This is a genomic window from Trinickia fusca, assembly GCF_003628145.1.
GTDB classification, from domain to species: Bacteria; Pseudomonadota; Gammaproteobacteria; order Burkholderiales; family Burkholderiaceae; genus Trinickia; species Trinickia fusca.
In genome coordinates this window covers 585,303-610,767 of the sequence record NZ_RBZV01000003.1, presented here as the reverse complement: position 1 = coordinate 610,767, position 25,465 = coordinate 585,303, and the positions used below count along the sequence as shown (strand labels likewise).

Sequence of the window (25,465 nt, the reverse complement as noted above, 5' to 3'; positions counted from 1 at the left end):
CGTGTGCGACACGTACGAGGCGCATCCGGGCACGGGCGCGTTCGTGCTGATCGACGAGGCCACGCATCATACGGTCGCGGCCGGCATGATTCGTGCGTTTTCGGCGTGATGGTTCCCACGTTCACAATCGGTAAGGATTGCGAATCATCGTCAGAACGCCGGTCATCGAAAATCGGCGGGAACGCTGCGATGATCTTGTAAAGCGGTAACGTTGAATGAAAAAGCTGGATTACTTGCCGAGCTCGTAGCCGACGATACCGCCTGCTACGGCACCACCGACCGTACCAACGGTGCTATGCGTCGTTTCGTGACCGATATAGCCGCCTGCAGCCGCACCGCCCAATGTGCAGCCGCTCAGCAGCGCAAGCGCCGCGAGCACGCCACCGATGCTCAAATGCTTGAATCGTCCAGATCGAATCATGGGTTGCCTCTTTGCTCGATGGTTTCGCTATAGGCGAAAGCGAGCAAGAGGCGTGCCTTGTTCTCCGATCCACGTGAAGGGTCCCTGCCACTACCGGGCGGTTCAGCCCGCCCGCCACCGCAACGTCAGTGGCCGGCCTGCGTCAGCCCGCCGAAGTCGAGGATGCGCACCTCCTTGCCCTTCACGGAGATCCAGCCTTTCTTCTGAAAGCGCGACAGCGTGCGGCTCACCGTCTCGAGCTTGATGCCGAGAAAGCTGCCCGTTTCCTCGCGCGTCATGCGCAGCACGAACTGCGTCGGCGAATAGGCGCGCTGCTTCCAGCGGCGCGACAGATCGAGCAGGAACGTGGCGACGCGCTCATCGGCGGTCATGGTGCCGAGCAGCAGCATGAGCCCGCTCTCGCGCACGACCTCCGCGCTCAGCACCCGGTACAGGTGGTGCTGGACGGCGCCCACCTCGCGGCTCAGCAACTCGAGCTTTTCGAACGGCATTACGCAGACGCTGCTGTCTTCAAGGGCGATCACATCGTTCGCGTAGCGGCCTGCCGAGATACCGTCGACGCCGAGTGCCTCGCCGGCCAGGAAGAAGCCCGTCACCTGCTCGCGACCGTCGGGCAGCAGCGAGAGTTTCTTGAACGATCCGGTGCGGACCGCGTAAAGGTTTTTGAAAGAATCGCCGACCCGATATAGGGCCTCGCCTTTCTTCAAGTGACGGTAGCTGTGTACAAGTTCGTCCATTTGATCAGTGGACTCGAGCTCCTCCGGCGTCATCGCGCAGAAGTGGCGCATCGAGCACGACTTGCACGAAGGCCCCTTTGCTTCCCCGTCCTTCATGCGCGTTGTGGAGACAGACTCCTCGCACCCCGCGGCAGGCAACGCCGTACGCTCGCTCGCTACCAACATTTGCTTCCCCTTATTCAATCGTTGTCGGACGCCTACGCACGTCCGTGACACCGTTCCCGTGATACGGCCGGTTGCCGCGGGGAAGGCGCCTTGTCCCACCTGCGACAAGCTTCGCTCGGATACGGCCCGTTGTCATCCGATCGCGCGCGGCTAACCGTCGCACAAAGCCGCCGAGCCAAGCCCGGCGTGGCACCCCCTGCGCAGAAGGGCGCCGACTGTCGTTTGTGCACCATAAAACCGGTGCGGATCATGATCTAGATCAAGGTTTGTGTTATGCGCAACAGGTTTAATAGCCCCGTTTTGGCGACCGAACCGGTCTGGCCGACAAACCTGCATGGCGTGGCTCGCTCGGCTGCGAACGCATGCAGGCAAGGACGCTTGGGCCAGGTCGTGTCATTGACTAGAATCGTCGGCACAGCCACAAAAAGTAGCATTGCCGTTCCGGTTCCCACCGCTGTGCGCGTCGCGTGACACTGACGTGACAAGCCGCCCGCGCGTGGCGTATCGATCGTAACACCGGAGTCGAGATTGTGATGCTGAGAAGAACCGCTGCATGGGCTCTGTCGTGCCTACTGTGGGCAGGGGCGCTCCACGCGCAGGAACCGCACATGGAGCGCGCGCCGGACACGATGCAAGCGCGCGTGCTCGGCTGCGCCGCCTGTCACGGCGCAAACGGCGAAGGCACCGACAACGATTACTTCCCGCGCCTGGCGGGCAAGCCTGCCGGTTATCTGTACAACCAATTGATCGCGTTTCGCGACGGGCGGCGTCAGTACCCGCCCATGAACTACCTGCTCGCCTATCTGCCCGACGCCTATCTGCGTCGTATCGCCGAGTACTTTGCCGCGCAGCGTCCCCCCTACCCGCCGGCGCTTACGGCGGCCGTGACGCCGGCCGTATTGCAGCGCGGTCAGCAGCTCGTGAAGGCTGGCGACCCCGCGCAGCACATTCCCGCGTGCGCGGCGTGTCACGGCGCAGCGCTGACAGGCATGGAGCCGGCCATCCCGGGCCTGCTGGGCCTGCACGCCGAGTACATCAGCGCGCAACTGGGCGCTTGGCGCTACGGCACACGCGCTTCGATCGCACCTGATTGCATGCACGACGTGGCCTCGCGCCTGAGCAACGACGACATCAGCGCCGTCGCGGCGTGGCTCGCGGCATCGCCGGGGCCTGCCAATCCCGCGCCCGCAGCCCAGGGCAGTCTCAAGATGCCGCTCGCATGCGGCAGCGAACCGCAATGACGGAGTAACCGGTGGCAGCTTTTTCCATGATCCCACGCATGATTGCGCGCCTCGGCGCAGGCGTCGCGCTGGCGGCGGCGAGTGCGCTTGCCGTGGCGCAGGGCCCCGCCGGCGCGGCCGACATCGTCAAGCGCGGCGAATATCTCTCGCGCGCGGGCGACTGCATCGCCTGTCACACGAAGCCCGGCGACAAGCTGTTCGCGGGCGGTCGCGCGATGCCCACCCCGTTCGGCACCCTCTATTCGCCGAACATCACGTCCGACGGTGAAACGGGCATCGGCAAATGGAGCGCCGACGAGTTCTACACGATGATGCACACGGGCCGCTCGCGCGACGGTGCGCTGCTGTATCCGGCCATGCCGTTCGCCGCGTACACGAAGATCACACGTCCCGACTCCGATGCCATCTTCGCGTATCTGCGCTCGGTGCCGCCCGTGCGGCAGCCGAATCGCCCGCATGAGCTGCGCTTTCCTTACAACAATCGTCAGCTGCTGATCGGCTGGCGCACGCTGTTCTTCCGCGAGGGCGAGTATCAGCCCGACCCGACGCGCTCGGTCGAATGGAATCGCGGCGCCTATCTCGTGCAAGGGCTCGGCCATTGCTCGATGTGCCACACGGCCATCAACGCGCTGGGTGGCAGCTCCGAATCGAAGGCGTTCGAAGGTGGCCTGATTCCGATGCAGGACTGGTACGCGCCGTCGCTGACGTCGAACAAGGAAGCCGGGCTCGGCGACTGGAGCATCGAGGACATCGCCGACTTGCTGCAAAAGGGTGTGTCGCGACGTGGCGCCGTGTACGGGCCGATGGCCGAGGTCGTCTACGACAGCATGCAATACGTGACGGACGACGACGCGCGTGCGATGGCGGTCTATCTGAAGTCACTGCCGCAGCACGGCAACACCGAAAGCGGCACTGCTCCGGCCACGGCCTCACACGAAGAGCGCGCGCTGCTGTTCAAGCTCGGCGGCAAGATTTACGACGCGCAGTGCTCCACCTGCCACGGCAACGTGGGGCAAGGCAAGCTGCCCGACTTTCCGCCGCTCGCGAACAACCAGTCGATCCAGATGACCTCGGCCGTCAATCCGATCCGGATGGTGTTGAACGGCGGCTATGCGCCGGGCACCATCAAGAATCCGATGCCGTACGGCATGCCGCCGTTCGCGCAGTCGTTGTCGGACGAGGAGGTCGCGGCCGTCGTCACGTTCATCCGCACGGCATGGGGCAATCGCGGCACGCCGGTCACGGCGAAAGAAGCGAACGCGCTGCGCTCGGCTCCGCTTAATTGATCGAGGACGTCATGGAACCACGCAACGACGCGCGCGCATCGTTTGACACGGACGAGCAGCGCATCCACGAAATCGTCGGCGCCGGGCCCAAGGGTGCCCTCGCCGTTGCCGGCATCGCGACGGCGATCGTGATCGCCCTCTGGTTCGCGTTTTACTTTTTGATTTTCCTGCCTCGCGGCGTCATTCAATGATTCACTGATCGAGCCACATGTCGAACCTTCCTCTACCCGGCCACTCCGATGCCGGCGACGTCGCGGCGCGCGTCGAACGCAAGTGGGCGTTCTTCGTTGTCGGCCTGATGTTGCTGCTGGTGGCGATGGTCGTCTACACCGGCCTGCACTGGGCCATGATGCCGCCCTCCCGCGTCGAAACCATCGATCCGACGACGCTCCATGTCTCGGGCGAATTCATCGAAAGCAACCTCGGCACCGCGCGCGAGGCGGACGGCTCGGCGACGGTGCGCATCGTCGCCCAGCAGTACTCGTTCACGCCGCAGTGCATTCTCGTGCCGGCCGGCACGCCCGTGACGTTCCGCGCGACGAGCGCCGATGTCGTGCACGGCTTTCTGATCGCCGACACGAATATCAACTCGATGCTCGAGCCCGGCTACGTCGCCACGTTCAAGACCACGTTCGACAAGCCGGGCGAGCACCTGATGCCGTGCCACGAGTACTGCGGCACGGGTCACGAAGGTATGTGGGCGCATGTGAAGGTCATCGACCGCGCCCGTTTCGATTCGCTCGCGGCAACCGCCCGGAGGCTCAGCTGTGCTAACTAACCGACGACTCGTGCTCGCGCATTTCTGGCTGGCGTTCGCGACATTCGGGGTCGCCTTGCTGCTCGGCGCATGGCAGATGTATGTGCGCAGCCCGCTCAGTGGCTGGCTGCATCACCCCGAGCTCTACTATCGTTCCGTCACGGCGCATGGCTCGGTGATGGGGTATGTGCTGCCCACGCTGATCGCGATGGGCTTCGGCTATGCGATCACCGAGCTCGCGCTCGAGCAGCCGGTGCGCGGCGCGCGCTGGGCGTGGCTCGGCTGGTGGCTCGTCGCCATCGGCTCGGTCGTTGCGATGGTGCCGGTGTCGCTTGGCCACGCATCGGTGCTGTACACGTTCTATCCGCCGATGATCGGCAGCCCGTTCTATTACATCGGTGTCGTGCTCGTCGTCGTGGGCTCGTGGATCTGGGTCGCGCTGATGTCGGTGAACCTCTACGTGTGGAAGCGTGCGAACCCCGGCAAGCCGGTGCCGCTCGCCATGTTCGCGAACGTCGCGGGCTCGTATCTGTGGGGCTGGACCGCGATCGGTGCGGCCATTGAGATCCTGTTCCAGATCCTGCCCGTCGCGCTGGGTCTGAGGTCGACGATCGACTCGGGGCTCGCGCGCGTGTTCTTCTCGTGGACGCTGCATGCGATCGTCTACTTCTGGCTCATGCCGACCTACATCGCCTATTACACGCTCGTGCCGCGTGCGATCGGCGGGCGGCTCTACAGCGACATGATGGCGCGCATCTCGTTCATCCTGTTCCTCGTGATCGCGATGCCGATCGGTATTCACCACCTGTTCGCCGATCCGCAAGTGGGTTCGGGCTTCAAGTTCCTGCAATCGGTGTTCACGGCGCTCGTCGCCGTGCCGACACTGCTGACCGTGTTCACGATCTGCGCCTCGGTCGAGATCGCGGGCCGGCTGCGTGGCGGACGCGGCATCTTCGGCTGGCTGCGCGCGCTGCCGTGGCATGAGCCGATGATGCTCGCGCTTGCGTTCTCGTTCGTGATGCTGGGCTTCGGGGGCGCGGGCGGCCTCATCAACATGAGCTACCAGCTCGACTCGACCATCCACAACACGCAGTGGATCACGGGGCACTTTCACCTGATCTTCGGCGGGGCGATCGTCATCATGTACTTCGCCATCGCCTATGAGCTGTGGCCGTACCTGACCGGCCGTGCGCTCGGGAGCGTCACGCTGATCAAGTGGCAGCTGTGGCTGTGGTTCATCGGCATGCTCGTGACGACGTTCCCGTGGCACTACGCAGGCATTCTCGGCATGCCGCGACGCATGGCGTACTTCGATTACAGCAATCCGGGCATCGCACCCGAGGCCATCACCGTCGTGATCTCGTTCATCGGGGCGTTGATTCTCGTCGCGTCGGCCGTGCTGTTCTTCATCGTGCTCTGGAAGGGGCACACAGGTAAGCGGACTACCGCACCACGCTTCACGTTTGCCAAGGCCGTGCATGAGCCTGCGTCGTTGCCGGTGGCACTGAACAGCTTCGGTTTGTGGATCACGCTGATGATTGCATTGACGGTCGTCAACTATGGCTACCCGATCGCGCAGTTGATGGTGCTCAAGCAAACGTCCGTGCCGGCCGTCTGGATGGGAGCGCCGCGATGAGCCAAGAACGCCTTTTCTCGCTGCGCAATCGGTGGTTCACACTGAGCGTCGGCGCGACGATCGTCACAGTCATCGTGTCGATCCTGATCGGCTTCGTTTGGCTGCCGTCGGCGCAGCGCGACGCGCAGTTCACCGGTATCTGGAACGCCATCTGCAGCGCGGCCGGCGTGCCGCAGAAATGGCTCGTGTCGGAGCCTGAAACCTCGCATGTGAAGACGAGCGAGGTCGTCCTTACGCCGACGACGCTGGCCGGCGCCGACGCGCTGTCGATTGGCCGTGGCGCGACGCTGTCATTGCGCTGCACGATGTGCCATGGCCCGCAGGGGCTCAGTTACGCCAATTCACCGAATCTGGCGGGACAGTATGCGACTGTCGTCTATAAGCAGCTGAAGGATTTTCAGAGTGGTGCGCGCGTCAATGCCGTGATGAGTCCGATGGCGACCTCGCTGACTGATCAGGACATACGCGACCTCGCCGCGTACTATGCGTCGCTGCCGCGGCTCGGTGCTGAGCATCCGGTGGGGCAGAGCGTGCCCGAGATCGTTGCAACGGGTTCGCCGATGCGCAACATTGCACCGTGCGCGGCATGTCATGGGGCGGCTGATCATAAGATCGGTACGCCGTGGCTCGAGGGGGAGCCGGCTGTCTATATTCGTGCGCAGTTGCAGGCTTTCGTTTCGGGCGAGCGGCACAACGATATCAGCGCGCAAATGCGCAATGTGGCGCGGCAGATGACGCCGGCCGAGGTCGAGGCAGCGGCAAGGTATTACTCGGGGCAACCGTAAGCGTTACGCTGACGAACGAGTACAAGAAGGGGGCTGCAAGCGACCGATGCTTGCGGCCCTTTTGCTTTTTGCTATGCGTTGGGACTGGCCGCGTGCCGGTGGCCATAGCGTCGCGCGAAGAAGCAACCAAACGATGCGGACTGCCTGCGCAATTATCTCGCGGGTTTCGGCGTCGATTGGGGGATGTGATCAGGCGTTAATATGTGCTGGCTGAGTATAAAAGTTGGCAACCACAAAGGGCACTTATCCCATGCTCAAGGCTATTACCCAAGATCTCTGGCATGTCCAGCATGCGTTCAAGATAGCAGGCATGCCTGTGTCGTCGCGCATGACCGTCGTGAGGCTCAGCGATCGGTCTCTCTGGCTGCATTCCCCTGTGCCGTTGTCGCACGAGGTTCGTGCTCAAGTGGACGAGCTGGGGCCTGTGCGGTACGTGATCGCGCCCAACAAACTGCATCATCTGTTCGCCGGACCATGCCTCGCCGCATATCCGAAAGCCGTGCTGTTTGGCGCGCCAGGGCTGTCGAGCAAGCGCCCCGACTTGCGGAACATGCGCGAACTCGGCGGGTCTGCGGAGCCCGAATGGGAGACCGATCTCGATCAGGTCTTTTTCGCGGGGATTCCGTTCGGTAACGAAACCATTTGGTTTCACAAGCCATCACGCACGTTGATCGTGACGGATCTGTGCCAATGGTGGCAAGGAGACCTGTCTTTCGGGGCACGCGCCTATGCCGCGCTGACAGGTGTCAGGACGCGGCTGGCGGTGCCCCGCACGATCCGCTTGGCCGTCAAGGATCGCCAGGCCGCGCGCGCCAGCGCCCAGCGCATTCTCGATTGGCCGTTCGTTCGTGTGATCACGGCGCACAACGCGATCGTCGAGCACGACGCACACCGTGCCGTGGAGGCGGCGTTCTCTATCTTCTTGCGCGACTAGGCCGAGTCTGGCGCTGCCTTACCTTATTTGACGGTGAACGTGTAATGGCCTTGCGTGCGGTGTCCGTCGGCCGCGACGGCTACCCACGCCACCGAATACACGCCCGGCGCCAGTGCGGCGAGGCGAACCGACATGCGCTTGGCATTGGCCGGGTCGAACACCGCTTTGCCGCTGGTCACGGATTTGCCGTGCGCATCGGTGACGGCGATCGAGCTGAATGCCGGTTCGAGTGCGTCGTCGAAGTCGATGATCACTTCGTTCTGCGAAGTGTTGACTGTGGAGCCTGCTGCCGGCGCTTGATGAGTCGGATAGGCATGTGCATGCGCGAGCTGCGCGACGGCAAGCGTCAGTGCGGCGGCGAGGCCGCGAGCGCTTAGTGCATTCAAGCGATACGTCTTCATGATGGTCGATGGCTCTCAAGAGAGTCGGCGCGAATGGCCCGCCGACGATAGTTGTTGGACGTTCTGCCCGAGCGGCCCGCTAACCGGTTTCCCATAGCGGGCCGCTCATTGCGGATTGCTTTGCTGGCTACTGGAACAACGGCTTGCCCAATGTCTTGGGTGCGATGTCGTCGAAGAACAGATGGGCCTGCACGAGAATGCCTACGTGCGACCCACTCGCACTGTTGATCGGTATCTGCGCCTCGACGCCGAACTGGCCATAGCGATTGATCCAGATGAAGCCCGGGTTGATCGTGCCGGTCGTCTGGCCCTGACTTCTCGACAACGGCACCTCGACGATCGGAATCAGATTCGCCAGCGGCTGCGGCAGACCGATATCGCGCACGTGCTGCTGCAGGTACGGCAGACTGTACTGCACGGTGAAGCCGTAGTTGAACGCATTGGGCTGGTCGGCGCCGGTGTTCAGCGCGGGCGCGGCTTCGGCGGTCACCGCAATGGGGCGCAGGTATGCCAAAGCATCGGGCAGATCGCCCATCCCCTTGCCTACGTAGACAGTCGGCGAGATCGTCGAGAAGTTGTTGGCGATCGCGTGGCTGCCCGTGCCGCCGAGCTCCGCATGCACACCGACCGACGTCATGAATTCATGGGCGTCGTTCACATACAGCAGATACTTCAGGCCGATGCCGAAGTTGTCGAAGCCGCGCGTGGTCGGGTTGTTCTGCATGACGTAGCTGCCGTCGATCGATGCCGCCAGCCTTGGTGTGATCAGCTTGTCGTATTCGAAGCCGAAGGTGTTGATGCTTTGATCGCCGTTGTCGCCGGAGGTGCGCGTGTGGCTGTATTGGAGGTTGGCTTCGTCGCCGACGCCGGGATCGTCGACGGCCAACGTGGCGGGAAAGACGCGGTCGCCGGCAATGGCGTGGGCGCTAGCGGGGGACGATGCGAGCGACAGGGACAGCGGCAATACGGCCGCGGCGGCGGAAATGAGCGTGATCGAGAAAAGCGGCTTGCTACGGTGCTTGGAGGTGGTCAGCACGTTTCATCCTGCGTTTTGATGTTGTTCGAGGTCGTAGCGACGCCCTCGCACGCTTGATACAAACGTGCGAGGTTCTGCGATGCGATCGATGCATCGCGTCGGCTGCGGTAAGGCTCAACGTAAACTTAGGATGAAATCGGCGGGGCGCGAGGCTGCGTGAAGGTGACCGGCTCGGCGAGGCGAACGCTCTCGAAGGTGGTCGCCGCTTTGTGCTGAATGACCCAGACGGCCACCGCGAAGGCGGATTGCGCGCCAGGCAGCACGACGGGCATATGCGCGAGCAGGCTGCAATAGCCGCAAGTCTGCCAATGGGCGGTCAGCGAGTGGGATGCGTCCTGATTGCCCGGTGTGTCGTCGGGCGCAGATTGTGCGGAGCAGATCGATGCCGAAAGCGCCGCTGCTTGCTCGTGACCGGCTAGAGCATGCGAAATCGTCGGCGCGAGCGTGACCAGCAGGATGGCAAGCAATCCCAAGATGCAGCCAATCTTCTGGTGAAAGCGGTTCAGCACGGCGCCGGCAGTTCGTGGTCCATGAGGGGGGAGCAGCGCGGCGGATTATGCCATGCACGGGAATCGCGTCTGAGCGTTTTTGCTGAGTGTGTTTGCAAGCGACGCTGTGCCTGGCATCGCGCGCGTGTCGATGCTATAGCGCACGCACTTCGGGCAACAGATCCGGGTGCTTGTCCAACACCTTTAGCAACTTGACGAGCGCCACGGGCGGCTTCGTCTTGCCTGTCTCATACCGCGAAAATGCGTTTACGCCACCGCCGAATATTTCCGCGGCTTCGCGTTGATCCAAAGCCAGCTTCTTCCGAACACTTGTGATGAACGCGGGATCGACCAGCGACGCATTGACTTCCTTGGCAAAGGTGTTCATCGCATCCATCACGCGCGTCGATTCGGCCGCTTCCAGAACCGACTCACCGCAAGCTGCGCAGAAATCGCCCGTGACATCGGGAATCGTGGTTGTTTCGCCCTTGTACATATAGGGTATGTCGCGCGTGTCGTGAATCAGATCCGCCGCGCCGCACACAGGACATTTCATTTTCACAACTCCTTGAAGGATACGATCAACACGTCGTCGATCACGGTAAGTTTCAGATACCCATCACCGTGTGGCGTGCGCGGGCGATACACGTCTTGCCAGACAGTGTGATCCGCGTAGGTCGTCATGCTCTTGTAGAAGTCCACCGACTGTAGGGCCGCTACGACTTCGAGCAACCCTTCGTAGTTGAGCCCCAACGCGACTGCGCCGACACGCGCCGAATTTGTGGTGCGCACCTTGCCCTGCTGAACCAAGGATTTGACGACGCTTAGCTTGCAATGTGGGGTTCGTTTCTCCATGAAAGAAGATTAACCTACTAGGTTAGTATAGCAGGTAGGCTAGGGAGAATCAGACGGACTGAATATGCAGACGCGTGGGTGCGTGCTTGAAAACGGTGAGGTCGTTTTGTCCGGGGAGGCCGCGATGCTGCTTGCCGACGCGCGCATTCGAAGTGCTTATTTCGGCATTTGAGATCGAGGGGGGATTCGGGATTCAGAAAGCAAAAAGCCCAGTCACGAGGACTGGGCTTTTTGCTTGAATTTTTGGTGGGGCGTGAGTGACTCGAACACTCGACCTACGGATTAAGAGTCCGCTGCTCTACCAACTGAGCTAACGCCCCAACAGAAGGCGAATTATGCAGGACTTTTTTTCGCTTGCCTAGCCCCTTTCGTCATTTTTTCTTAAAAATTGTGCACCGGGGCCTGCGAAGCCCCGTCCTACAGCCCGCCACTAACCCCGATGTCCCCCTCCCCGGTGCGATTTTCCGCGCGCCGGTATGATTGCGCCACGACAAGCGCCGCTCGCATGCGACCGACACGGTGACGGCGTCCGCAGCAAGCAGCCAGGAGACCTTCCCATGAACGAAAACGCGATTATCGCCCTGCTCGACCGCGTGCTGGCCCCGTGGGTGCGCGCCCTCGGCCTCACGCCCGTCTCGGCGACGGATGAGAGCGCCACGTTGCGCCTGCCCTTCTCCGGCGAACTGCGCCATTCGGGCGGCGTCATCTGCGGCCAGGTCTTCATGGCCGCAGCCGATACCGCGATGATCGTCGCGATTTCCGCCGCGCTCGGCGAATTCCGGCCGATGACGACGGTCTCGCTGAACATCAGCTTCATGCGCGCCGTCCGCAAGGGCGACGTGCTCGTGACCGCGCGCGTGCTGCGCATGGGCCGTAATCTCGTGTTCGGCGAAGTCGAGCTGTTCGACGAGGACGGCAAGATGGCCGTGCACGCGACCACCACCTACGCACTCGTCAACTGACGGTGCGCTCATCGACTAACTAACGACGGGCGCGCGCGCACCGCCAACGCAAGGAAACAGCAAGCATGTTCGATCAGGTCGTCTTTGCTGGCGGCGGTAACCGATGCTGGTGGCAAGCGGGATTCTGGGACGTCGTTCAGCCCGAAATCGCACTGAAGCCGCGCGTGATCGCCGGCATCTCGGCCGGCGCGGCCACCGCATGCATGCTCTACACGCGCGACTCGCAATGGGTCATGCGCTACTACGAGCAGGTGCTGCGCGGGAATACGAAAAATGCCTATTGGGGCAACCTGTGGCGGCGCGGCGCGTCGGTGTTTCCGCACTACCGCATTTATCGTCAAGCACTACTCGACATCTACGGCGAGTCGTTCGCAGGCCTTTCCAGTGCACCGGAGATTCGCGTCGGCGTGTCGCACGTCCCGAGCTGGCTCGGCGCGCGCAGCGCGGTGGCGGCCGGCCTCATCGCGTACAACATCGAAAAGCACGTCCGCAAGACGCTGCATCCGACGCTGGGCCAGACGCTCGGCTTTCGCCCCGAATACGTGCGCGTACAGGATTGCGCGCGCGTCGACGAACTCGCCGACCTGATCCTGCAATCGTCGTGCACGCCGCCCTTCACGCCGGTGCTCCGGCGCGGCGGCAAGCCTGTGCTCGATGGCGGCATGGTCGACAACGTGCCTGTCGGCGCGCTCGATGCGTCGCCAGGGCGCGTCCTCGTGATGGTCACTCGCCAGTATCCGCGTCCGCAGATGTTCGTGCTCTCACACGGCGAGCAGCAGCGCCTGTACGTGCAGCCGTCGCGCAAAGTGCCGATTTCGAGCTGGGATTACACGCAGCCGGCGTTGATGCGGCCGGCTTATGAGCTGGGTCGCGCCGACGGCGAAGCTTTCCTGCGCCGCCTGCCGACACTGTTCCAGCCGGCTACGCACGCCTGACGTGCGCAGCCGTTCCATCAGATCAATCGCCGATCAATAACCTCGCCGTCGTCCGACCGTCAGTGCCGCAGGGTTCACGGCGCTCGACACATCGCCCTTGTCGAAGGCGAGGATGTTCTTGAACGCCGCGCTGAAGTAGAGCTCGTAGCTTTCGCGCTCGACGTAGCCGATGTGCGGCGTGCAGATGACGTTCTCGAGCCGCAGCAGCCCATAGCCCTGCAGGATCGGCTCGCTTTCGAAGACGTCGATTGCGACCATCCCGGGCCGGTTGCGCGCCAGCGCGCTTGCCAGCGCATTCTCTTCGAGCAACTCGGCGCGGCTCGTGTTGACGAACAACGACGTCGGCTTCATGCGCAGCAGGTCGGCCTGCTTGACGATGCCGCGCGTGTCGTCGTGCAGACGCAGATGCAGCGTCAGCACGTCGCTTTGCTCGAACAGCGCCTCGCGGTTTTCCGCCACGTCGTAACCGTCGGCCTTGGCCGCTTCGAGCGAATGCTCGCGACCCCAGATCAGCACCTTCATGCCGAACGCTTTGCCGTAGCCGGCCACGATTCGGCCGACTTTGCCGTAGCCCCAGATGCCGAGCGTCTGTCCGCGCAGCACTTGGCCGAGACCGAAGTTCGGCGGCAGCGCCGACGTCTTCAAGCCCGATTGCTGCCACGCGCCCTGTTTGAGGTTCGCAACGTACTGAGGAATGCGCCGCTGCGCGGCCATGATCAGCGCCCACGTCAGTTCGGCGGGCGCCACGGGCGAGCCTACGCCTTCGAGCACGGAGATGCCGCGTTCGGTACAGGCGCCCAAATCGATGTGATTCGAAACTTTTCCCGTCTGACTAATCATCCGCAGATGCGGCAATTTATCGAGCAGCTGCGACGTAATGCGTGTGCGCTCTCGAATCAGCACGAGCGCATCGACTTCGGCGAGTCGGCTGGCCAACTGACCCAAGCCGCGCACGGTGTTATTGAAGACTTTGACTTCATGGCCCACAAGCAGCTGAAAACAATCGAGCTTGCGGACGGCGTCCTGGTAGTCGTCAAGAATGGCAATCTTCATAAGTAAGCGGGGATATTGCAGTGCACGATGTACACAGTAGACGGGGTGATATCCTTGTCGGTTCCAACCTGTCATAGGGAGCACAAGTTGGCATGAGCGATGCAACGCCGCTGGTTACGATGCCCACAGCTTCGACTAGGCAGGACCGCTTCTTTTTAACAGCTTGTCGCACCCGCGCGCAAGCTGCTTAGCTCCTGACGTACTGCCCGTCGTCACGCGCAGCGTTCGCGTGCCCACGCGCCTCTCGCCCGCAGCGTCAGCGAGCGCAACCGTTTCCTTTAATGAAGACAAAACGGAGACTGCTCGATGAATCACCCCGCTTTTGCAGGTATGGCTACAGTTGACGCCCCTGCCTACGTCAAGAATCACAAGCTGATCGAATGGGTGGAGCGCGTGGCCGCGCTCGCCAAGCCCGACAAGATCGTCTGGTGCGATGGCTCGCAAGAAGAAAACGACCGTCTCTGTGCGCAGATGGTCGAGGCCGGTACGCTCAAGCGTTTGAACCCCGAGAAGCGCCCGAACTCGTATCTCGCGTGCTCCGATCCGTCCGACGTCGCGCGCGTCGAAGACCGCACGTTCATTTGCTCGCAGCAGCGCGAAGACGCTGGTCCGACGAATAACTGGGTCGAGCCCGCGCAGATGCGTGAGACCCTCAACGGTCTGTTCGACGGCGCGATGCGCGGTCGCACGATGTATGTCGTGCCGTTTTCGATGGGCCCGCTGGGCTCGCCGATCGCGCACATCGGCATCGAGCTGACCGATAGCCCATACGTCGTCGTCAACATGCGCATCATGACGCGCATGGGCCGCCAGGTGTACGACGTGCTCGGTGCCGACGGCCATTTCGTGCCGTGCGTGCACTCGGTGGGCGCGCCGCTCGTCGACGGGGCCAAGGACGTGTCGTGGCCCTGCAACGACACGAAGTACATCGTGCATTTTCCCGAGACGCGCGAGATCTGGAGTTTCGGCTCGGGCTACGGCGGCAACGCGCTGCTCGGCAAGAAATGCTTCGCGCTGCGCATTGCGTCGACGATGGGCCGCGCCGAAGGCTGGCTCGCCGAGCACATGCTGATTCTGTCGGTGACGTCGCACGAGGGGCGCAAATACCGCGTCGCGGCCGCGTTCCCGTCGGCGTGCGGCAAGACGAACTTCGCGATGCTGATTCCGCCGCGTGGCATGAGCGGCTGGTCGATTTCGACGATCGGCGACGACATCGCATGGATCAAGCCGGGCACGGACGGCCGCCTGTACGCGATCAATCCCGAGGCCGGCTACTTCGGCGTCGCGCCGGGCACGAGCGAGAAGACGAACTACAACGCGATGGCGACGCTCAAGCAGAACGTCATCTTCACGAACGTGGCGCTGACCGACGACGGCGACGTCTGGTGGGAGGGTATGTCCGATGAGGCGCCCGCGCACCTGATCGATTGGCAAGGCCAAGACTGGACGCCTGCGATCGCCAAGGAGACGGGGCGCAAGGCCGCGCACCCGAACGCGCGCTTCACGGCGCCGGCCTCGCAATGTCCGTCGATCGATGCCGACTGGGAGAACCCGGAAGGCGTGCCGATCGACGCCTTCATCTTCGGCGGCCGCCGCTCGAGCACGGTGCCGCTCGTGACCGAGGCCCGAAACTGGGTCGAGGGCGTGTACATGGCCGCGACGATGGGGTCGGAGACGACGGCGGCGGCAGTGGGGCAGCAAGGCGTCGTGCGTCGCGATCCGTTCGCGATGCTGCCGTTCTGCGGCTACAACATGGCCGATTACTTCGATCACTGGCTCAAGGTCGGCGCGCGGCTCGATGCGCTCGGTGCGAAGCTGCCCAAGATTTTCTGCGTCAACTGGTTCCGCAAGGGGCCGGACGGCAAATTCGTCTGGCCGGGCTTCGGCGAGAACATGCGCGTCCTGCACTGGATGATCGGGCGCATCGAAGGTCACACGGAGGGCGTCGATCACGCATTCGGGATGTCGCCGCGCTATGAGGACATCGACTGGAATGGCCTCGATTTCACGCGCGAGCAGTTCGAGCAGGTGATTTCGGTCGACGACGCGGCCTGGCGCCAGGAACTCGCGCTGCACGCCGAGCTGTTCGATACGCTGCGCCACCGCTTGCCCGAGGCATTGACGCAGACGAAAGCGCAGATCGAGGGGCGGCTCGCCGCTGCTTGAAGGATTCCTCAAACAAGCTGTTTACGTTTGATTTATCGAAAAGACCGCCTTCGGGCGGTCTTTTTTTGCGCGTTCCGGCCAGCCGATGTGGGTTTTCTGCCGGAAATGCGCTTATTTGCGGCGAACCTGACGATTCGAAAATTAAACACCGTGTTTAGGCAACTCTGCGCGAGATTCAAAGTCGTAGGACAATTACGAATTGGCTCGGGATTTTTTTTCTGAGCAACAACAGCGGTAGGAGTCGTCAATGGATCATTTGCAGTCGATGCGTGTGTTCGTGAAAGTGGCGGATCTCGGCAGTTTCGCTCGCGCAGCCAGCGCGATGGACATTTCGAACGCCGTTGCCACGCGCCATGTGGCCGATCTCGAAGGCCGCCTCGGCACCCGTCTGCTCAACCGCACGACCCGCAGCCTCTCGCTGACCGAATCGGGGCAGGTCTACCTCGAACGCGCCCGGCAGATTCTCGACGAACTCGAGGACGTCGAGCAAATGGTCGTCGCCCGCAATCACGAGCCCGTCGGCACGCTGCGCATCGTCGCGCCCGTCGTGTTCGGGCTGCATAACCTCGCGCCCGTGCTGCAAACGTACGCGCAGCGCTATCCGAAGGTCATTCCAGATCTGACCCTCGTCGATCGCGGCGTCGATCTGGTCGAGGAAGGATTCGACGTCGGGATCGTGATCGCGCAGAAGATGCGCAGTGCGAGCATCGTCACGCGCCGGCTCACGACGGGCTGCATGATCGTCTGCGCCACGCCGGCGTACTTGGAGAAGCACGGCACGCCCACGCGTCCCGAACAGCTGGCCGAGCACGCGTGCCTGAGCCTGCCTTCGGAATACTGGGGCGACGAGCGCGTGTTCACGGGGCCCGAGGGCGAAATTCGCGTTCGTCCGTCGAACGTCATCGTCGTCAACAACACCGAGATGCTGCGTCAGTTCGCGCTGCTCGATATGGGCATCGCGATTCTGCCGAGCTATCTGATCGGCAGCGACGCTACGCGCGGCAATCTCGTGCGGCTGCTGGCCGATTACCGGTTGCCGCAGCTCGAGGTCAATATCGGCTACCCGAGCCGGCGTCACCTGCCGGCCAAGGTGCGGACCTTCATCGATCACCTCGTCGACCACTTCAGCCAGACACCGAATGGCACGCTCGGCGAGCTGTGGCTCAAGGACGGCCCGCTTCCGGTGGCGCCGGTGATGCCGCGGGCGGAGGAACCGCAGTTGGCCGCGGAGCCGTTCGAAGCCGGCGCCAAGCCCTACACGGTGCGGCGCGGCGGCGGCAATTCGGCCCCGAAGGTGCCGCGGGCTGCGCGTGAGCGCGTGACGACGCCCTCGCCGGTTTGATTTGATATCTCGATATTGCGGATGAGGCGCGCGCCGGCTTCAGCGCGTTTGCTCACGCATTGATCGAAACGACGCAGCGGCGCTTCACCGATTCGTGAAGCGCCGCTGCGTTTTATCGGGGCTCGAGGGGTTTGACGGTCAGGTGGCGACGCGCTTGCGGGTGGTCGTCTTCTTTGCGGCCGGCTTGGCGGCAGTCTTGGTCGCCGTCTTCGCGGCGGTTTTCACCGCCGTTTTCACCGCCGTTTTCTTGGCCGGTGCTGCAGCGGTTTCACCCTCACCGTTGCCATTGGCTTCCGCCTCACCGGTCGAGCGTGCACGCGAAGCCGACTTGGCCGCGGTTTTTGCCGACGGTTCCTTCTTCTCGAACTCGAAGCCGATCTTGCCGTCGTTCTGCTTGACCAGGTAAGCCTTGAAGTTGCGGCCCGTACGCGAGGACTTGAAGCTCGTGAGCAAATCGGTGCGGCCTTCGCCGAGCAGCTTGGCCATTTGCTCGCGCGTGATCTCCTGCTGCAGGATGACCTTGCCCGAACGGAAGTCGCAGGACTTCGGCGTGGCGACCGAGTTCTCGCAGACATAGCTCATGCCGTGTTCGAACACGCGTGCCTGGCACTTCGGACACGCGCCGACCGGCTCCTGCTCGGAGAAGTCGGGCGCTTCGCCGTCTTCGCCGCCCTGGTCCTGGCCGAAGTCGAACTCGAGCTTGTAGTTCTTCGTTTCGTCGTCGAACGCGAGCTTGAGGATCGCCGAGAACGGACGCCCCATCTTGCTGCGAAAGCCCGACAGCGGCCCGATTTCCTTCGCGGCAAGCAGCGTCTCGACTTCCTCGATTTCGAACTGGCGGCTGCCCGGAATCTTCGAAATCGAGAATTCGCACTGCGTACAGGCGAAGCGCCGATAGTTCTCTTTGACCTGCCCGCCGCAATTGGGGCATGGCGTGGAGAGCGTCGCGTAGTCGCCAGGGATCGTATCGGAGTCGTACTCTTTCGCGCGCTTGACGATGGTCTGCGTCATGCGGGCGATTTCCTGCATGAACGTATCGCGCGCGAGCTTGCCGCGCTCCATCTGCGAGAGCTTGTATTCCCATTCGCCCGTGAGCTCGGGGGCCGTCAGTTCCTTCACGTCGAGGCCGCGCAGCAGCGTCATCAACTGGAAGGCCTTGGCCGTCGGGATCAGCTCGCGGCCTTCGCGCACGAGGTACTTTTCGCCGAGCAGGCCTTCGATGATGGCCGCGCGCGTGGCTGGCGTACCGAGGCCCTTCGCGGCCATCGCCTCGCGCAGCTCGTCGTCTTCGACGAGCTTGCCCGCGCCTTCCATGGCCGAGAGCAGCGTCGCTTCGTTGTAACGCGCGGGCGGCTTGGTGACGAGGGCGTGCGCGGCGATCTTGTCGGTCTTGACCTTCTCGTCCTTTTGCACGGGCACGAGGTTCGCGTCCTCACCGCTCGTCTCGCGGCCGTACACCTGCAGCCAGCCCGGCTCGACGAGCACCTTGCCTTCGGTCTTGAAGTGATGGCCCGCGATTTCGGTCAAGCGCGTCGTGACGCGGTATTCGGCGGCCGGGAAGAACACGGCCAGGAAGCGCTTCACGACGAGGTCGTAGAGTTTCTGCTCGGGCTCGGACAGCGACTTCGGCGCTTGCAGCGTCGGGATGATGGCGAAGTGATCGCTGATCTTCGAGTTGTCGAAGATGCGCTTGTTCGGCTTCACCCAACCCTTGTCGAGTACCTGCTTCGCGAACGGCAGGTAGTTGTTGCTCTCCTTGAGCATCTCGAGCGTGCTTTTCACCGTGCCCAGATAGTCTTCGGGCAGCGCGCGCGCATCGGTACGCGGATAGGTCAGCACCTTGTGCTTTTCATACAGCGCCTGTGCGAGGCCGAGCGTGTTCTTTGCCGAGAAGCCGAAGCGACCGTTCGCTTCGCGCTGCAGGCTCGTCAGGTCGAACAGCTGCGGCGAGAGCTGAGTCGATGGCTTCGACTCCTCGCTGACGGTGCCCACTTGATCGCGGCACGCCGCCACGACCGATTCGGCCGCAGCAAGGCTCCACAAACGCGAATCGCGCTTTTCGGGATCGAACTCGTCGCGCTTGAATTTCGTATCGAACCAGCGGCCTTCGTAGAAGCCGCCCGCGCACACGAACTCGGCACGCACTTCCCAGTAGTCGCGCGGCACGAATTGGCGGATCTTCTCTTCGCGCTCGACGACGATCGACAGCGTGGGCGTCTGCACACGGCCGACGGTCGTCAGGAAGAAGCCGCCGCCCTTGCTATTGAATGCGGTCATCGCCCGCGTGCCGTTGATGCCGACGAGCCAATCGGCCTCGGAGCGGCAGCGCGCCGCATCGGCGAGCGGCTGCATGTCGGCATCGGTGCGCAGTTGCGCGAACCCGTCGCGGATGGCGGCCGGTGTCATCGATTGCAGCCACAGTCGCTGAACCGGCTGCTTGGCCTTGGCGTGCTGTGCGATCAGACGGAAGATCAGCTCACCTTCGCGGCCCGCGTCGCAGGCATTGATCAGACGTTCGACGTCCTTGCGCTTGATGAGCTTGGTCAGGACTTTGAGCCGCGACTCGCTCTTGGCGATCGGCTGCAAGTCGAAATGCGGGGGGATGACGGGCAGATGGGCAAAGCTCCATTTGCCGCGCTTCACTTCATATTCTTCCGGCGCCGCGATCTCGACCAGATGGCCGACCGCCGACGACAACACGAATTCGTCGTTTTCGTAATACTCGTCATGTTTGGTGAAGCCGCCGAGCGCGCGCGCGATGTCGTTCGCGACAGAAGGCTTCTCCGCAATGATCAGTGCTTTGGACATGACAGGATGGTGTAGTAACCGGGGTCAAATCCCGGATTGTGGTCCCTTTAACGACCGCTTTATAGCACACGCCGAGTGCGCGGCGTCCGTTCGTCGGAAAAAGTGCCTTGCTTGGGCAACATAGCTTCCGTATGAATGAAGCCCTTGCTGCCGTCTGCCGCACGTCTTGTAGCGGCCCTTGCCAGGCACGGTTTCCGACCGCGCGAACAGCGTCAAACCGCGGCGAGCGCCGGTCGCAATTTCGGCGCGCCGATGGCACCCGGCAGCGCAGTCAGGTCCGACAGCATGCGTTCGGCGATCGATACGTGCGGCAGCACCGTGCCGAAGAATCGGGTGGTCACGCTGTCTTCGATCAGCAGCGTCGGGAAGTTCTCGACGTCGAGATCGTCGAAGCGGTCCGCGTGCGTTTCGATGTCGATCCACACGAAGCAGATCTCGGGGTGCGAGTCGGCCAGGCGATCGAAGCCTTCGCCATACTCGCGGCATGTCCCACACCATTGCGCACATAGACACGCGACGAGCAGCGTGTCGCTATCGGCAATGCGCTCGGCGATCCGGTCTCCGTCGGTATCGAGATTCAGCGCGGGCATGATGGCATTCCTTGCGTGATATTCCATGTCTTTGATTCGAGCGAATGTAGCACGGTAGTGCGGAGAGTCCGTTGTGGCCCTACTTCAGTGCCGGGCAATGCGGGCGAAGCGTCCACCCGGCAAGGTGGTCAGGTGACCGGCCAGTTCGAGCGAGAGCAGTACGCCTTGTAGCGACGCGCTGTCCATCTCGGTGCGCTCGGCCAGGACTTCGAGCGTTGCCGGTGCGTGGCCGAGCGCGGCCAGCAAACGCTCGGCGGCCGGTTCGAGCTCGCGCGTCGAGACCCGATGCGAAGTGGGGCCTGATGCCAATCTCGAGGGCTTGTCGACGGACGCACCAAGCGGCATCCGTGCCTCGCTTTCGCCCTCGCCCTGCGTCCCCGTCGCTGGTTCGGGCGGTGCTGCGGGCTGCGCGATACCGAACTCCTCGAGCACGTCCGCCGGCGTTTCGGTGAGCTTCGCGCCTTCCTTGATCAACTGGTGACAGCCGCGCGCGAGCGGTGCGTGGATCGAGCCCGGCACCGCGAACACGTCGCGCCCGGCTTCGTTGGCCAGCCGCGCCGTGATCAGCGACCCCGAGCGCAGCGCGGCCTCGATGATCAGTACTCCGCGCGCCAGCCCCGCGATCAGACGATTGCGCTGGGGGAAATGCGCGGGCCGGGCCGGCGTGCCGAGTGGCCATTCGGACACGATCGCACCGCAGGCTGCAATCTCGTGCGCAAGCGCCCGGTGCTTGGCCGGATAGACGAGGTCGGCACCCGTGCCGATCACCGCCAGAGTGCCCGCGTGCGCGTTGAGCGCGCCGCGATGTGCGGCGGCGTCGATGCCGAGCGCGAGGCCGGACACGATCGTCAGGCCCGCGTCGGCGAGCGTGCGCGCAAAGTGCCCGGCATCCTCGAGACCTTGTGGCGTCGCACTGCGGCTGCCGACGATCGCGACGCTCGGCGCGTGCAGCAGCGCGAGGCGGCCTCTTACATATAGCAACGGCGGCGGATCGTGCGTGGCCAGCAGCATGGCCGGATAAGCGGGATCGCTGAGTGTGACGATGGCGTTGCCCGGCACTTCGAGCCAGGCGCGCGTGATGGCAAGCCGCTGCTCGAAGCCTTCCTCGGGTTCGGCAAGGATGGCGCGCGCGGCGTTCTCGCTGGCTGCTCGCGCAAGTGCCGCGAAGGGCTGGGCACGCAACGCCTCGGGAGCGCCGAACTCGGCCAGCAGCTTGCGCAGCGTGGCGGGTGGCAGGCCGCGCGCAGCCGCAAGCGCGAGCCATGCGGCCAGCTCTGCATCGGTCATCGACAAGGCCTGCATCGTGTGTCGCCCATCGGCCGCCGCCAGCGAAGGCGCGGGGGCCATGCTAAAATTTTCACCATCCGGAATCACCTTCTGCGCGTCGCGAATGCTCGCCTGCCTTCGCGTGGCGGCACTTCGGCGCGCGTTGTTCGACGTATGTTCGATGTACGGCAAGACGCGTACAAGCTGGCCGAACGGCCTATCGAACCTCGACGGCACATGCCGTAACTTACGGACTGTGCCCCGCGTCATGCGTAACCGACGACTTTCACATCATGGCCTTACTGAGCATCCTCAATTACCCCGATAAACGCCTGCACACGGTCGCGAAGCCCGTCGCCGAGGTCAACGATCGCATTCGCAAGCTCGTCGCCGATATGGCCGAGACAATGTACGCGGCGCCCGGCGTCGGCCTCGCCGCGACGCAGGTCGACGTGCATGAGCGCGTCATCGTCATCGATGTGTCCGATGCGCACGACGAGTTGCGTGCGTTCATCAATCCCGAGATCGTGTGGTCGAGCGACGAGCGCAAGCTGTCCGAGGAAGGCTGCCTGTCGGTGCCCGGCGTCTACGACAACGTCGAGCGCGCCGAGCGTGTGCGCGTGCGCGCGCTGAACGAAAAGGGCGAGCCGTTCGAGCTCGACTGCGAAGGCCTGCTCGCCGTGTGCGTCCAGCACGAGATGGATCACCTGATGGGGCGCGTGTTCGTCGAATATCTTTCGTCGCTCAAGCAGACACGCATCAAGACCAAGATGAAGAAGCTCGCGCACGCGATGTAACGCGCGACCCAGCGATCCCTCGACGTTCGTTGCCATGACCCATACGCTGCGTGTCATTTTCGCCGGCACGCCCGAGTTCGCCGCGGCGGCCCTCGCCGCGATCGACGCGGCCGGCTTTCCGATTCCGCTCGTCCTGACGCAGCCCGACCGCCCTGCCGGTCGCGGCATGAAGCTGCAGGCGAGCGCCGTCAAACGCTATGCGCTCGAGCGCGGGCTCGAGGTGGCGCAGCCGCCGTCGCTGCGCCGTAGCGGCAAGTTCCCGGCCGAAGCCGAGGCAGCCATCGAACGGCTGCGAGCGACGCCGCACGACGTGATGGTCGTCGCAGCCTACGGGCTGCTGCTGCCGCAGGAAGTGCTGGACATCCCGCGCTACGGTTGCATCAACATCCACGGGTCGCTGCTGCCTCGCTGGCGCGGCGCGGCGCCGATCCACCGCGCGATCGAAGCCGGCGACAGCGAAACCGGCATCACGCTGATGCAGATGGACGCGGGGCTCGACACCGGCGCGATGCTCAGCATGGCGCGCATGCCCATCGAGCCCGTCGACACCACGGCGACGCTGCACGACAAGCTCGCGGCCGACGGCGCACGGCTCATCGTCGAAGCGCTGACGCAACTCGAGCGCGACGGCTCGCTCGCCGCCACGCCGCAACCGGCCGCAGGCGTGACCTACGCGGAAAAGATCGGCAAGCACGAAGCCGCACTCGACTGGCGCAAGCCGGCCACTGTGCTGGCGCGTCAGGTTCGTGCGTTCGACCCGTTTCCGGGCGGTGTGGCCACGCTTGGTGATGGCACGGCACTGAAAATCTGGGCGGCCGAGCCGATGGCCGATCGCTCGCATGTCGCGCCACCGGGTACGATCGTCGACGTATCGGCCGATGGCGTCGTCGTCGCTTGCGGCGAAGGGGCGCTGCGCCTGCTGCAATTGCAGAAGCCGGGCGGCAAGCGCTTGCCGGTGCGCGATTTTCTGGCCGGTGCGACGCTCACCGCAGGCGAGCACCTGAGCCTGCCAACGCAGGCGTGACGCCGGTGAAGGCGCATTTGGCCTCTATTTGAACCGCAGGTCAGCGAAGGAGCCCAGGATGTTCGGTATCGTGCATTTCCCGTTGTTCGTCGCCGCAGTCTTTCTTCTGAACATCACGCCGGGACCGGATACGGCATACATCGTCGGGCGCAGCATCGCGCAAGGCCGTGGCGCGGGCTTGATGTCGGCGCTCGGCATTTCGGCCGGCTGCTGCGTGCATGCACTCGCTTGTGCATTCGGGTTGACGGCGCTGCTGGCGGCATCCGCGGCGGCCTTTACCGTGATCAAGATCGCGGGCGCGATTTACCTGATCTATCTGGGCGTGCGGTTGCTGCTCGCGTCGCCCGACAAGGTCGCGCAAGTCTCCGAAACGCGCATGCCCGGCGCGCCCAAGCCGCTCCGGCAGCTGTTCGTGCAAGGCTTTTGGACGAACGTGCTGAACCCCAAGGTCGTGCTGTTCTTCGTCTCGTTCTTCCCGCAATTCGTGTCGGCCGACGCCGACCACAAGGTGCTCGCGTTCCTCGCGCTGGGCGCCGTGTTTCTCGCGATGAGCACGGTCTGGAACAGCTTCGTCGCATGGGTGGCCGGCAGTGTGACGCGTCGGCTCGGCGGCAAGCCCGGCGTGAAGAAGTGGCTCGATCGCGTGGTCGGCAGCGCGTTCGTCGGCCTGGGCCTGAAGCTCGCCACCGCGCACCGCTGATTGAATTTTTCCTGCGCGCGCTTGCCTGACGAATCGCTTACAATTATTCGCTGTGCTGCCCTGACGGCAGCGGGTACTGGTAGGCAAGGCAACGAGAAAAGGAGTCGACATGTTCAACTGGGTCAAAACTGCGATGCTGATGGCCGCCATCACGGCCCTCTTCGTCACTATTGGCGGGATGATCGGCGGCTCGCGCGGCATGATGTTCGCGCTCGTCATCGCACTGGCGATGAATTTCTTCTCGTACTGGTTCTCGGACAAGATGGTCCTGAGCATGTACAACGCGCAGGAAGTCGACGAAACCAGCGCGCCGCAGTTCTACCGGATGGTCCGCGAATTGGCCACGCGCGCAAGTTTGCCGATGCCGCGCGTCTACCTGATCAACGAAGAGGCGCCCAATGCGTTCGCAACGGGCCGCAGTCCCGAGCATGCCGCCGTGGCGGCTACGACGGGCATCCTGCGCATCCTGTCCGAGCGCGAGATGCGTGGCGTGATGGCGCACGAGCTGTCGCACGTCAAGCACCGCGACATCCTGATTTCGACGATCTCGGCGACGATGGCCGGCGCGATCTCGGCGCTGGCGAACTTCGCGATGTTTTTCGGCGGTCGTGACGAGGAAGGCCGCCCGGCCAATCCGATCGCGAGCATTGCCGTCGCGCTGCTCGCGCCGATCGCCGCGGCCATGATCCAGATGGCGATCTCGCGCGCTCGCGAGTTCGAGGCCGACCGCGGCGGTGCGGAGCTGTCGGGCGACCCACAGGCGTTGGCTTCGGCGCTCGACAAGATTCATCGCTATGCGTCGGGTATCCCGTTCGCCGCAGCCGAAGCCCACCCCACCACGGCGCAGATGATGATCCTGAACCCGCTGTCGGGCGGCGGCGTCGCCAATCTATTCTCGACGCACCCGGCGACGGAAGAGCGTATCGCGCGCCTGCAGGAGATGGCGCGCACGGGCCGTTACGACTGATCGATACCTGAAGGCTGAATGGCATGCCGTGCGCGGTATGCCCTGATGGGAAAGAAGGGCGGGCTGTGCAGCTCGCCCTTTTTGCTTGCGGGACGGTGCGCGGCAAGGGTCGT

Annotated in this window: 27 protein-coding genes and 1 tRNA gene; 16 read left to right on the top strand and 12 right to left on the bottom strand. The window is 63.6% G+C overall.

The window, feature by feature from the left end:
• Window positions 1-109 (top strand): elongation factor 1-alpha C-terminal domain-related protein (locus D7S89_RS28285; RefSeq protein ID WP_425470785.1); only part of this gene is annotated, 109 nt, incomplete at its 5' end.
• Between the two features lie 120 nt (window positions 110-229).
• Here D7S89_RS28285 and D7S89_RS12080 read toward each other — a convergent pair.
• Together D7S89_RS12080 and D7S89_RS12075 are read right to left on the bottom strand one after the other, a co-directional pair.
• Window positions 230-421, bottom strand: coding sequence for a glycine zipper 2TM domain-containing protein (locus D7S89_RS12080; RefSeq protein WP_121277878.1), 192 nt, complete (start codon window positions 419-421; stop codon window positions 230-232).
• A gap of 125 nt (window positions 422-546) precedes the next feature.
• A complete protein-coding gene (locus D7S89_RS12075) occupies window positions 547-1,158 on the bottom strand; it encodes a helix-turn-helix domain-containing protein (protein ID WP_245982813.1) in 612 nt (203 codons plus the stop codon).
• A gap of 698 nt (window positions 1,159-1,856) precedes the next feature.
• Here D7S89_RS12075 and D7S89_RS12070 point away from each other — a divergent pair.
• The 7 genes from D7S89_RS12070 (at window position 1,857) to D7S89_RS12040 (ending at window position 7,962) form a co-directional block, all read left to right on the top strand.
• A complete protein-coding gene (locus D7S89_RS12070) occupies window positions 1,857-2,564 on the top strand; it encodes a c-type cytochrome (protein WP_121277876.1) in 708 nt (235 codons plus the stop codon).
• Between the two features lie 26 nt (window positions 2,565-2,590).
• On the top strand, window positions 2,591-3,850 hold the full coding sequence (locus tag D7S89_RS12065) for a c-type cytochrome (protein ID WP_121277875.1): 1,260 nt from the start codon (window positions 2,591-2,593) through the stop codon (window positions 3,848-3,850).
• Between the two features lie 11 nt (window positions 3,851-3,861).
• Window positions 3,862-4,041 carry a cytochrome c oxidase subunit 2A gene (locus D7S89_RS12060; RefSeq protein WP_121277874.1) on the top strand — a complete coding sequence of 60 codons (180 nt, stop codon included), beginning with the start codon at window positions 3,862-3,864 and terminating at the stop codon, window positions 4,039-4,041.
• A gap of 17 nt (window positions 4,042-4,058) precedes the next feature.
• Window positions 4,059-4,628, top strand: a complete 570-nt coding sequence (locus tag D7S89_RS12055; protein WP_121277873.1) for a cupredoxin domain-containing protein — start codon at window positions 4,059-4,061, stop codon at window positions 4,626-4,628.
• Window positions 4,618-6,243 (top strand): b(o/a)3-type cytochrome-c oxidase subunit 1, encoded by a 1,626-nt coding sequence (locus tag D7S89_RS12050; RefSeq protein WP_121277872.1) that lies wholly within the window; start codon window positions 4,618-4,620, stop codon window positions 6,241-6,243. The genes D7S89_RS12055 and D7S89_RS12050 overlap by 11 nt, the downstream gene beginning before the upstream one ends.
• On the top strand, window positions 6,240-7,028 hold the full coding sequence (locus D7S89_RS12045) for a c-type cytochrome (RefSeq protein WP_121277871.1): 789 nt from the start codon (window positions 6,240-6,242) through the stop codon (window positions 7,026-7,028). Before D7S89_RS12050 ends, D7S89_RS12045 begins: the two co-directional genes overlap by 4 nt.
• Window positions 7,029-7,251: 223 nt before the next feature.
• Window positions 7,252-7,962, top strand: a complete 711-nt coding sequence (locus D7S89_RS12040; RefSeq protein ID WP_245982812.1) for a DUF4336 domain-containing protein — start codon at window positions 7,252-7,254, stop codon at window positions 7,960-7,962.
• A gap of 23 nt (window positions 7,963-7,985) precedes the next feature.
• Here the strand turns inward: D7S89_RS12040 and D7S89_RS12035 are convergent, their stop codons facing one another.
• The 6 genes from D7S89_RS12035 to D7S89_RS12010 form a co-directional block, all read right to left on the bottom strand.
• Window positions 7,986-8,363: a copper resistance CopC family protein gene (locus tag D7S89_RS12035; protein ID WP_121277869.1), complete on the bottom strand. Its 378-nt coding sequence runs from the start codon at window positions 8,361-8,363 to the stop codon at window positions 7,986-7,988.
• Window positions 8,364-8,490: 127 nt separating this feature from the next.
• The gene (locus D7S89_RS12030) at window positions 8,491-9,348 is read right to left on the bottom strand and encodes a hypothetical protein (protein ID WP_245982835.1); all 858 of its coding nucleotides are present in this window, start codon (window positions 9,346-9,348) and stop codon (window positions 8,491-8,493) included.
• Window positions 9,349-9,524: 176 nt separating this feature from the next.
• A complete protein-coding gene (locus D7S89_RS12025) occupies window positions 9,525-9,908 on the bottom strand; it encodes a DUF2946 domain-containing protein (protein WP_121277867.1) in 384 nt (127 codons plus the stop codon).
• 133 nt (window positions 9,909-10,041) lie between these two features.
• The gene (locus D7S89_RS12020; RefSeq protein ID WP_121277866.1) at window positions 10,042-10,443 is read right to left on the bottom strand and encodes a type II toxin-antitoxin system MqsA family antitoxin; all 402 of its coding nucleotides are present in this window, start codon (window positions 10,441-10,443) and stop codon (window positions 10,042-10,044) included.
• A gap of 2 nt (window positions 10,444-10,445) precedes the next feature.
• Window positions 10,446-10,742 carry a type II toxin-antitoxin system MqsR family toxin gene (locus D7S89_RS12015; RefSeq protein ID WP_121277865.1) on the bottom strand — a complete coding sequence of 99 codons (297 nt, stop codon included), beginning with the start codon at window positions 10,740-10,742 and terminating at the stop codon, window positions 10,446-10,448.
• A 244-nt stretch (window positions 10,743-10,986) separates the two neighbouring features.
• Window positions 10,987-11,062 (bottom strand) — tRNA-Lys (locus D7S89_RS12010).
• A 237-nt stretch (window positions 11,063-11,299) separates the two neighbouring features.
• On the opposite strand from D7S89_RS12010, the gene D7S89_RS12005 reads away from it, so the two are divergent.
• Complete coding sequence (locus tag D7S89_RS12005; protein ID WP_121277864.1) at window positions 11,300-11,704, top strand: PaaI family thioesterase; 405 nt, start codon at window positions 11,300-11,302, stop codon at window positions 11,702-11,704.
• Between the two features lie 65 nt (window positions 11,705-11,769).
• Window positions 11,770-12,639 carry a patatin-like phospholipase family protein gene (locus D7S89_RS12000; protein WP_121277863.1) on the top strand — a complete coding sequence of 290 codons (870 nt, stop codon included), beginning with the start codon at window positions 11,770-11,772 and terminating at the stop codon, window positions 12,637-12,639.
• A gap of 33 nt (window positions 12,640-12,672) precedes the next feature.
• Here D7S89_RS12000 and D7S89_RS11995 read toward each other — a convergent pair whose 3' ends face one another.
• Window positions 12,673-13,692 (bottom strand): D-2-hydroxyacid dehydrogenase family protein, encoded by a 1,020-nt coding sequence (locus tag D7S89_RS11995; protein ID WP_121277862.1) that lies wholly within the window; start codon window positions 13,690-13,692, stop codon window positions 12,673-12,675.
• 306 nt (window positions 13,693-13,998) lie between these two features.
• On the opposite strand from D7S89_RS11995, the gene D7S89_RS11990 reads away from it, so the two are divergent.
• A complete protein-coding gene (locus D7S89_RS11990) occupies window positions 13,999-15,858 on the top strand; it encodes a phosphoenolpyruvate carboxykinase (GTP) (protein ID WP_121277861.1) in 1,860 nt (619 codons plus the stop codon).
• 247 nt (window positions 15,859-16,105) lie between these two features.
• Entirely contained in the window at window positions 16,106-17,200 is a 1,095-nt protein-coding gene (locus D7S89_RS11985; protein WP_121277860.1) for a LysR family transcriptional regulator, read from the top strand.
• Window positions 17,201-17,338: 138 nt separating this feature from the next.
• On the opposite strand, the gene D7S89_RS11980 is transcribed toward D7S89_RS11985, so the two are convergent.
• From D7S89_RS11980 to dprA, 3 genes are all read right to left on the bottom strand, one after another.
• Complete coding sequence (locus tag D7S89_RS11980) at window positions 17,339-20,008, bottom strand: DNA topoisomerase III (protein ID WP_121277859.1); 2,670 nt, start codon at window positions 20,006-20,008, stop codon at window positions 17,339-17,341.
• A gap of 212 nt (window positions 20,009-20,220) precedes the next feature.
• Window positions 20,221-20,598: a thioredoxin family protein gene (locus D7S89_RS11975; protein ID WP_121277947.1), complete on the bottom strand. Its 378-nt coding sequence runs from the start codon at window positions 20,596-20,598 to the stop codon at window positions 20,221-20,223.
• Between the two features lie 84 nt (window positions 20,599-20,682).
• On the bottom strand, window positions 20,683-21,945 hold the full coding sequence (gene dprA / locus D7S89_RS11970; protein ID WP_425470781.1) for a DNA-processing protein DprA: 1,263 nt from the start codon (window positions 21,943-21,945) through the stop codon (window positions 20,683-20,685).
• A 212-nt stretch (window positions 21,946-22,157) separates the two neighbouring features.
• Between dprA and def the strand changes: the two genes are divergently transcribed.
• The 4 genes from def to htpX all read left to right on the top strand — a co-directional run bounded on the left by def (window position 22,158) and on the right by htpX (window position 25,352).
• Window positions 22,158-22,661 (top strand): peptide deformylase, encoded by a 504-nt coding sequence (gene def / locus D7S89_RS11965; RefSeq protein ID WP_121277858.1) that lies wholly within the window; start codon window positions 22,158-22,160, stop codon window positions 22,659-22,661.
• A gap of 34 nt (window positions 22,662-22,695) precedes the next feature.
• Window positions 22,696-23,685, top strand: coding sequence for a methionyl-tRNA formyltransferase (gene fmt, locus D7S89_RS11960; RefSeq protein ID WP_121277857.1), 990 nt, complete (start codon window positions 22,696-22,698; stop codon window positions 23,683-23,685).
• Between the two features lie 58 nt (window positions 23,686-23,743).
• Window positions 23,744-24,385 (top strand): LysE family translocator, encoded by a 642-nt coding sequence (locus D7S89_RS11955; protein WP_121277856.1) that lies wholly within the window; start codon window positions 23,744-23,746, stop codon window positions 24,383-24,385.
• A 109-nt stretch (window positions 24,386-24,494) separates the two neighbouring features.
• A complete protein-coding gene (gene htpX, locus D7S89_RS11950; protein WP_121277855.1) occupies window positions 24,495-25,352 on the top strand; it encodes a zinc metalloprotease HtpX in 858 nt (285 codons plus the stop codon).
• Window positions 25,353-25,465: the final 113 nt, after the last annotated feature.

Bases quoted from the DNA above. Each gene is read 5' to 3' on its own strand.
- D7S89_RS12080 (WP_121277878.1), bottom strand. From the start codon at position 421: ATGATTCGATCTGGACGATTCAAGCATTTGAGCATCGGTGGCGTGCTC.
- D7S89_RS12075 (WP_245982813.1), bottom strand. From the start codon at position 1,158: ATGGACGAACTTGTACACAGCTACCGTCACTTGAAGAAAGGCGAGGCC.
- D7S89_RS12070 (WP_121277876.1), top strand. From the start codon at position 1,857: ATGCTGAGAAGAACCGCTGCATGGGCTCTGTCGTGCCTACTGTGGGCA.
- D7S89_RS12065 (WP_121277875.1), top strand. From the start codon at position 2,591: ATGATCCCACGCATGATTGCGCGCCTCGGCGCAGGCGTCGCGCTGGCG.
- D7S89_RS12060 (WP_121277874.1), top strand. From the start codon at position 3,862: ATGGAACCACGCAACGACGCGCGCGCATCGTTTGACACGGACGAGCAG.
- D7S89_RS12055 (WP_121277873.1), top strand. From the start codon at position 4,059: ATGTCGAACCTTCCTCTACCCGGCCACTCCGATGCCGGCGACGTCGCG.
- D7S89_RS12045 (WP_121277871.1), top strand. From the start codon at position 6,240: ATGAGCCAAGAACGCCTTTTCTCGCTGCGCAATCGGTGGTTCACACTG.
- D7S89_RS12035 (WP_121277869.1), bottom strand. From the start codon at position 8,363: ATGAAGACGTATCGCTTGAATGCACTAAGCGCTCGCGGCCTCGCCGCC.
- D7S89_RS12020 (WP_121277866.1), bottom strand. From the start codon at position 10,443: ATGAAATGTCCTGTGTGCGGCGCGGCGGATCTGATTCACGACACGCGC.
- D7S89_RS12015 (WP_121277865.1), bottom strand. From the start codon at position 10,742: ATGGAGAAACGAACCCCACATTGCAAGCTAAGCGTCGTCAAATCCTTG.
- D7S89_RS12005 (WP_121277864.1), top strand. From the start codon at position 11,300: ATGAACGAAAACGCGATTATCGCCCTGCTCGACCGCGTGCTGGCCCCG.
- D7S89_RS12000 (WP_121277863.1), top strand. From the start codon at position 11,770: ATGTTCGATCAGGTCGTCTTTGCTGGCGGCGGTAACCGATGCTGGTGG.
- D7S89_RS11995 (WP_121277862.1), bottom strand. From the start codon at position 13,692: ATGAAGATTGCCATTCTTGACGACTACCAGGACGCCGTCCGCAAGCTC.
- D7S89_RS11990 (WP_121277861.1), top strand. From the start codon at position 13,999: ATGAATCACCCCGCTTTTGCAGGTATGGCTACAGTTGACGCCCCTGCC.
- D7S89_RS11985 (WP_121277860.1), top strand. From the start codon at position 16,106: ATGGATCATTTGCAGTCGATGCGTGTGTTCGTGAAAGTGGCGGATCTC.
- D7S89_RS11980 (WP_121277859.1), bottom strand. From the start codon at position 20,008: ATGTCCAAAGCACTGATCATTGCGGAGAAGCCTTCTGTCGCGAACGAC.
- D7S89_RS11975 (WP_121277947.1), bottom strand. From the start codon at position 20,598: ATGCCCGCGCTGAATCTCGATACCGACGGAGACCGGATCGCCGAGCGC.
- dprA (WP_425470781.1), bottom strand. From the start codon at position 21,945: ATGGCCCCCGCGCCTTCGCTGGCGGCGGCCGATGGGCGACACACGATG.
- def (WP_121277858.1), top strand. From the start codon at position 22,158: ATGGCCTTACTGAGCATCCTCAATTACCCCGATAAACGCCTGCACACG.
- fmt (WP_121277857.1), top strand. From the start codon at position 22,696: ATGACCCATACGCTGCGTGTCATTTTCGCCGGCACGCCCGAGTTCGCC.
- D7S89_RS11955 (WP_121277856.1), top strand. From the start codon at position 23,744: ATGTTCGGTATCGTGCATTTCCCGTTGTTCGTCGCCGCAGTCTTTCTT.
- htpX (WP_121277855.1), top strand. From the start codon at position 24,495: ATGTTCAACTGGGTCAAAACTGCGATGCTGATGGCCGCCATCACGGCC.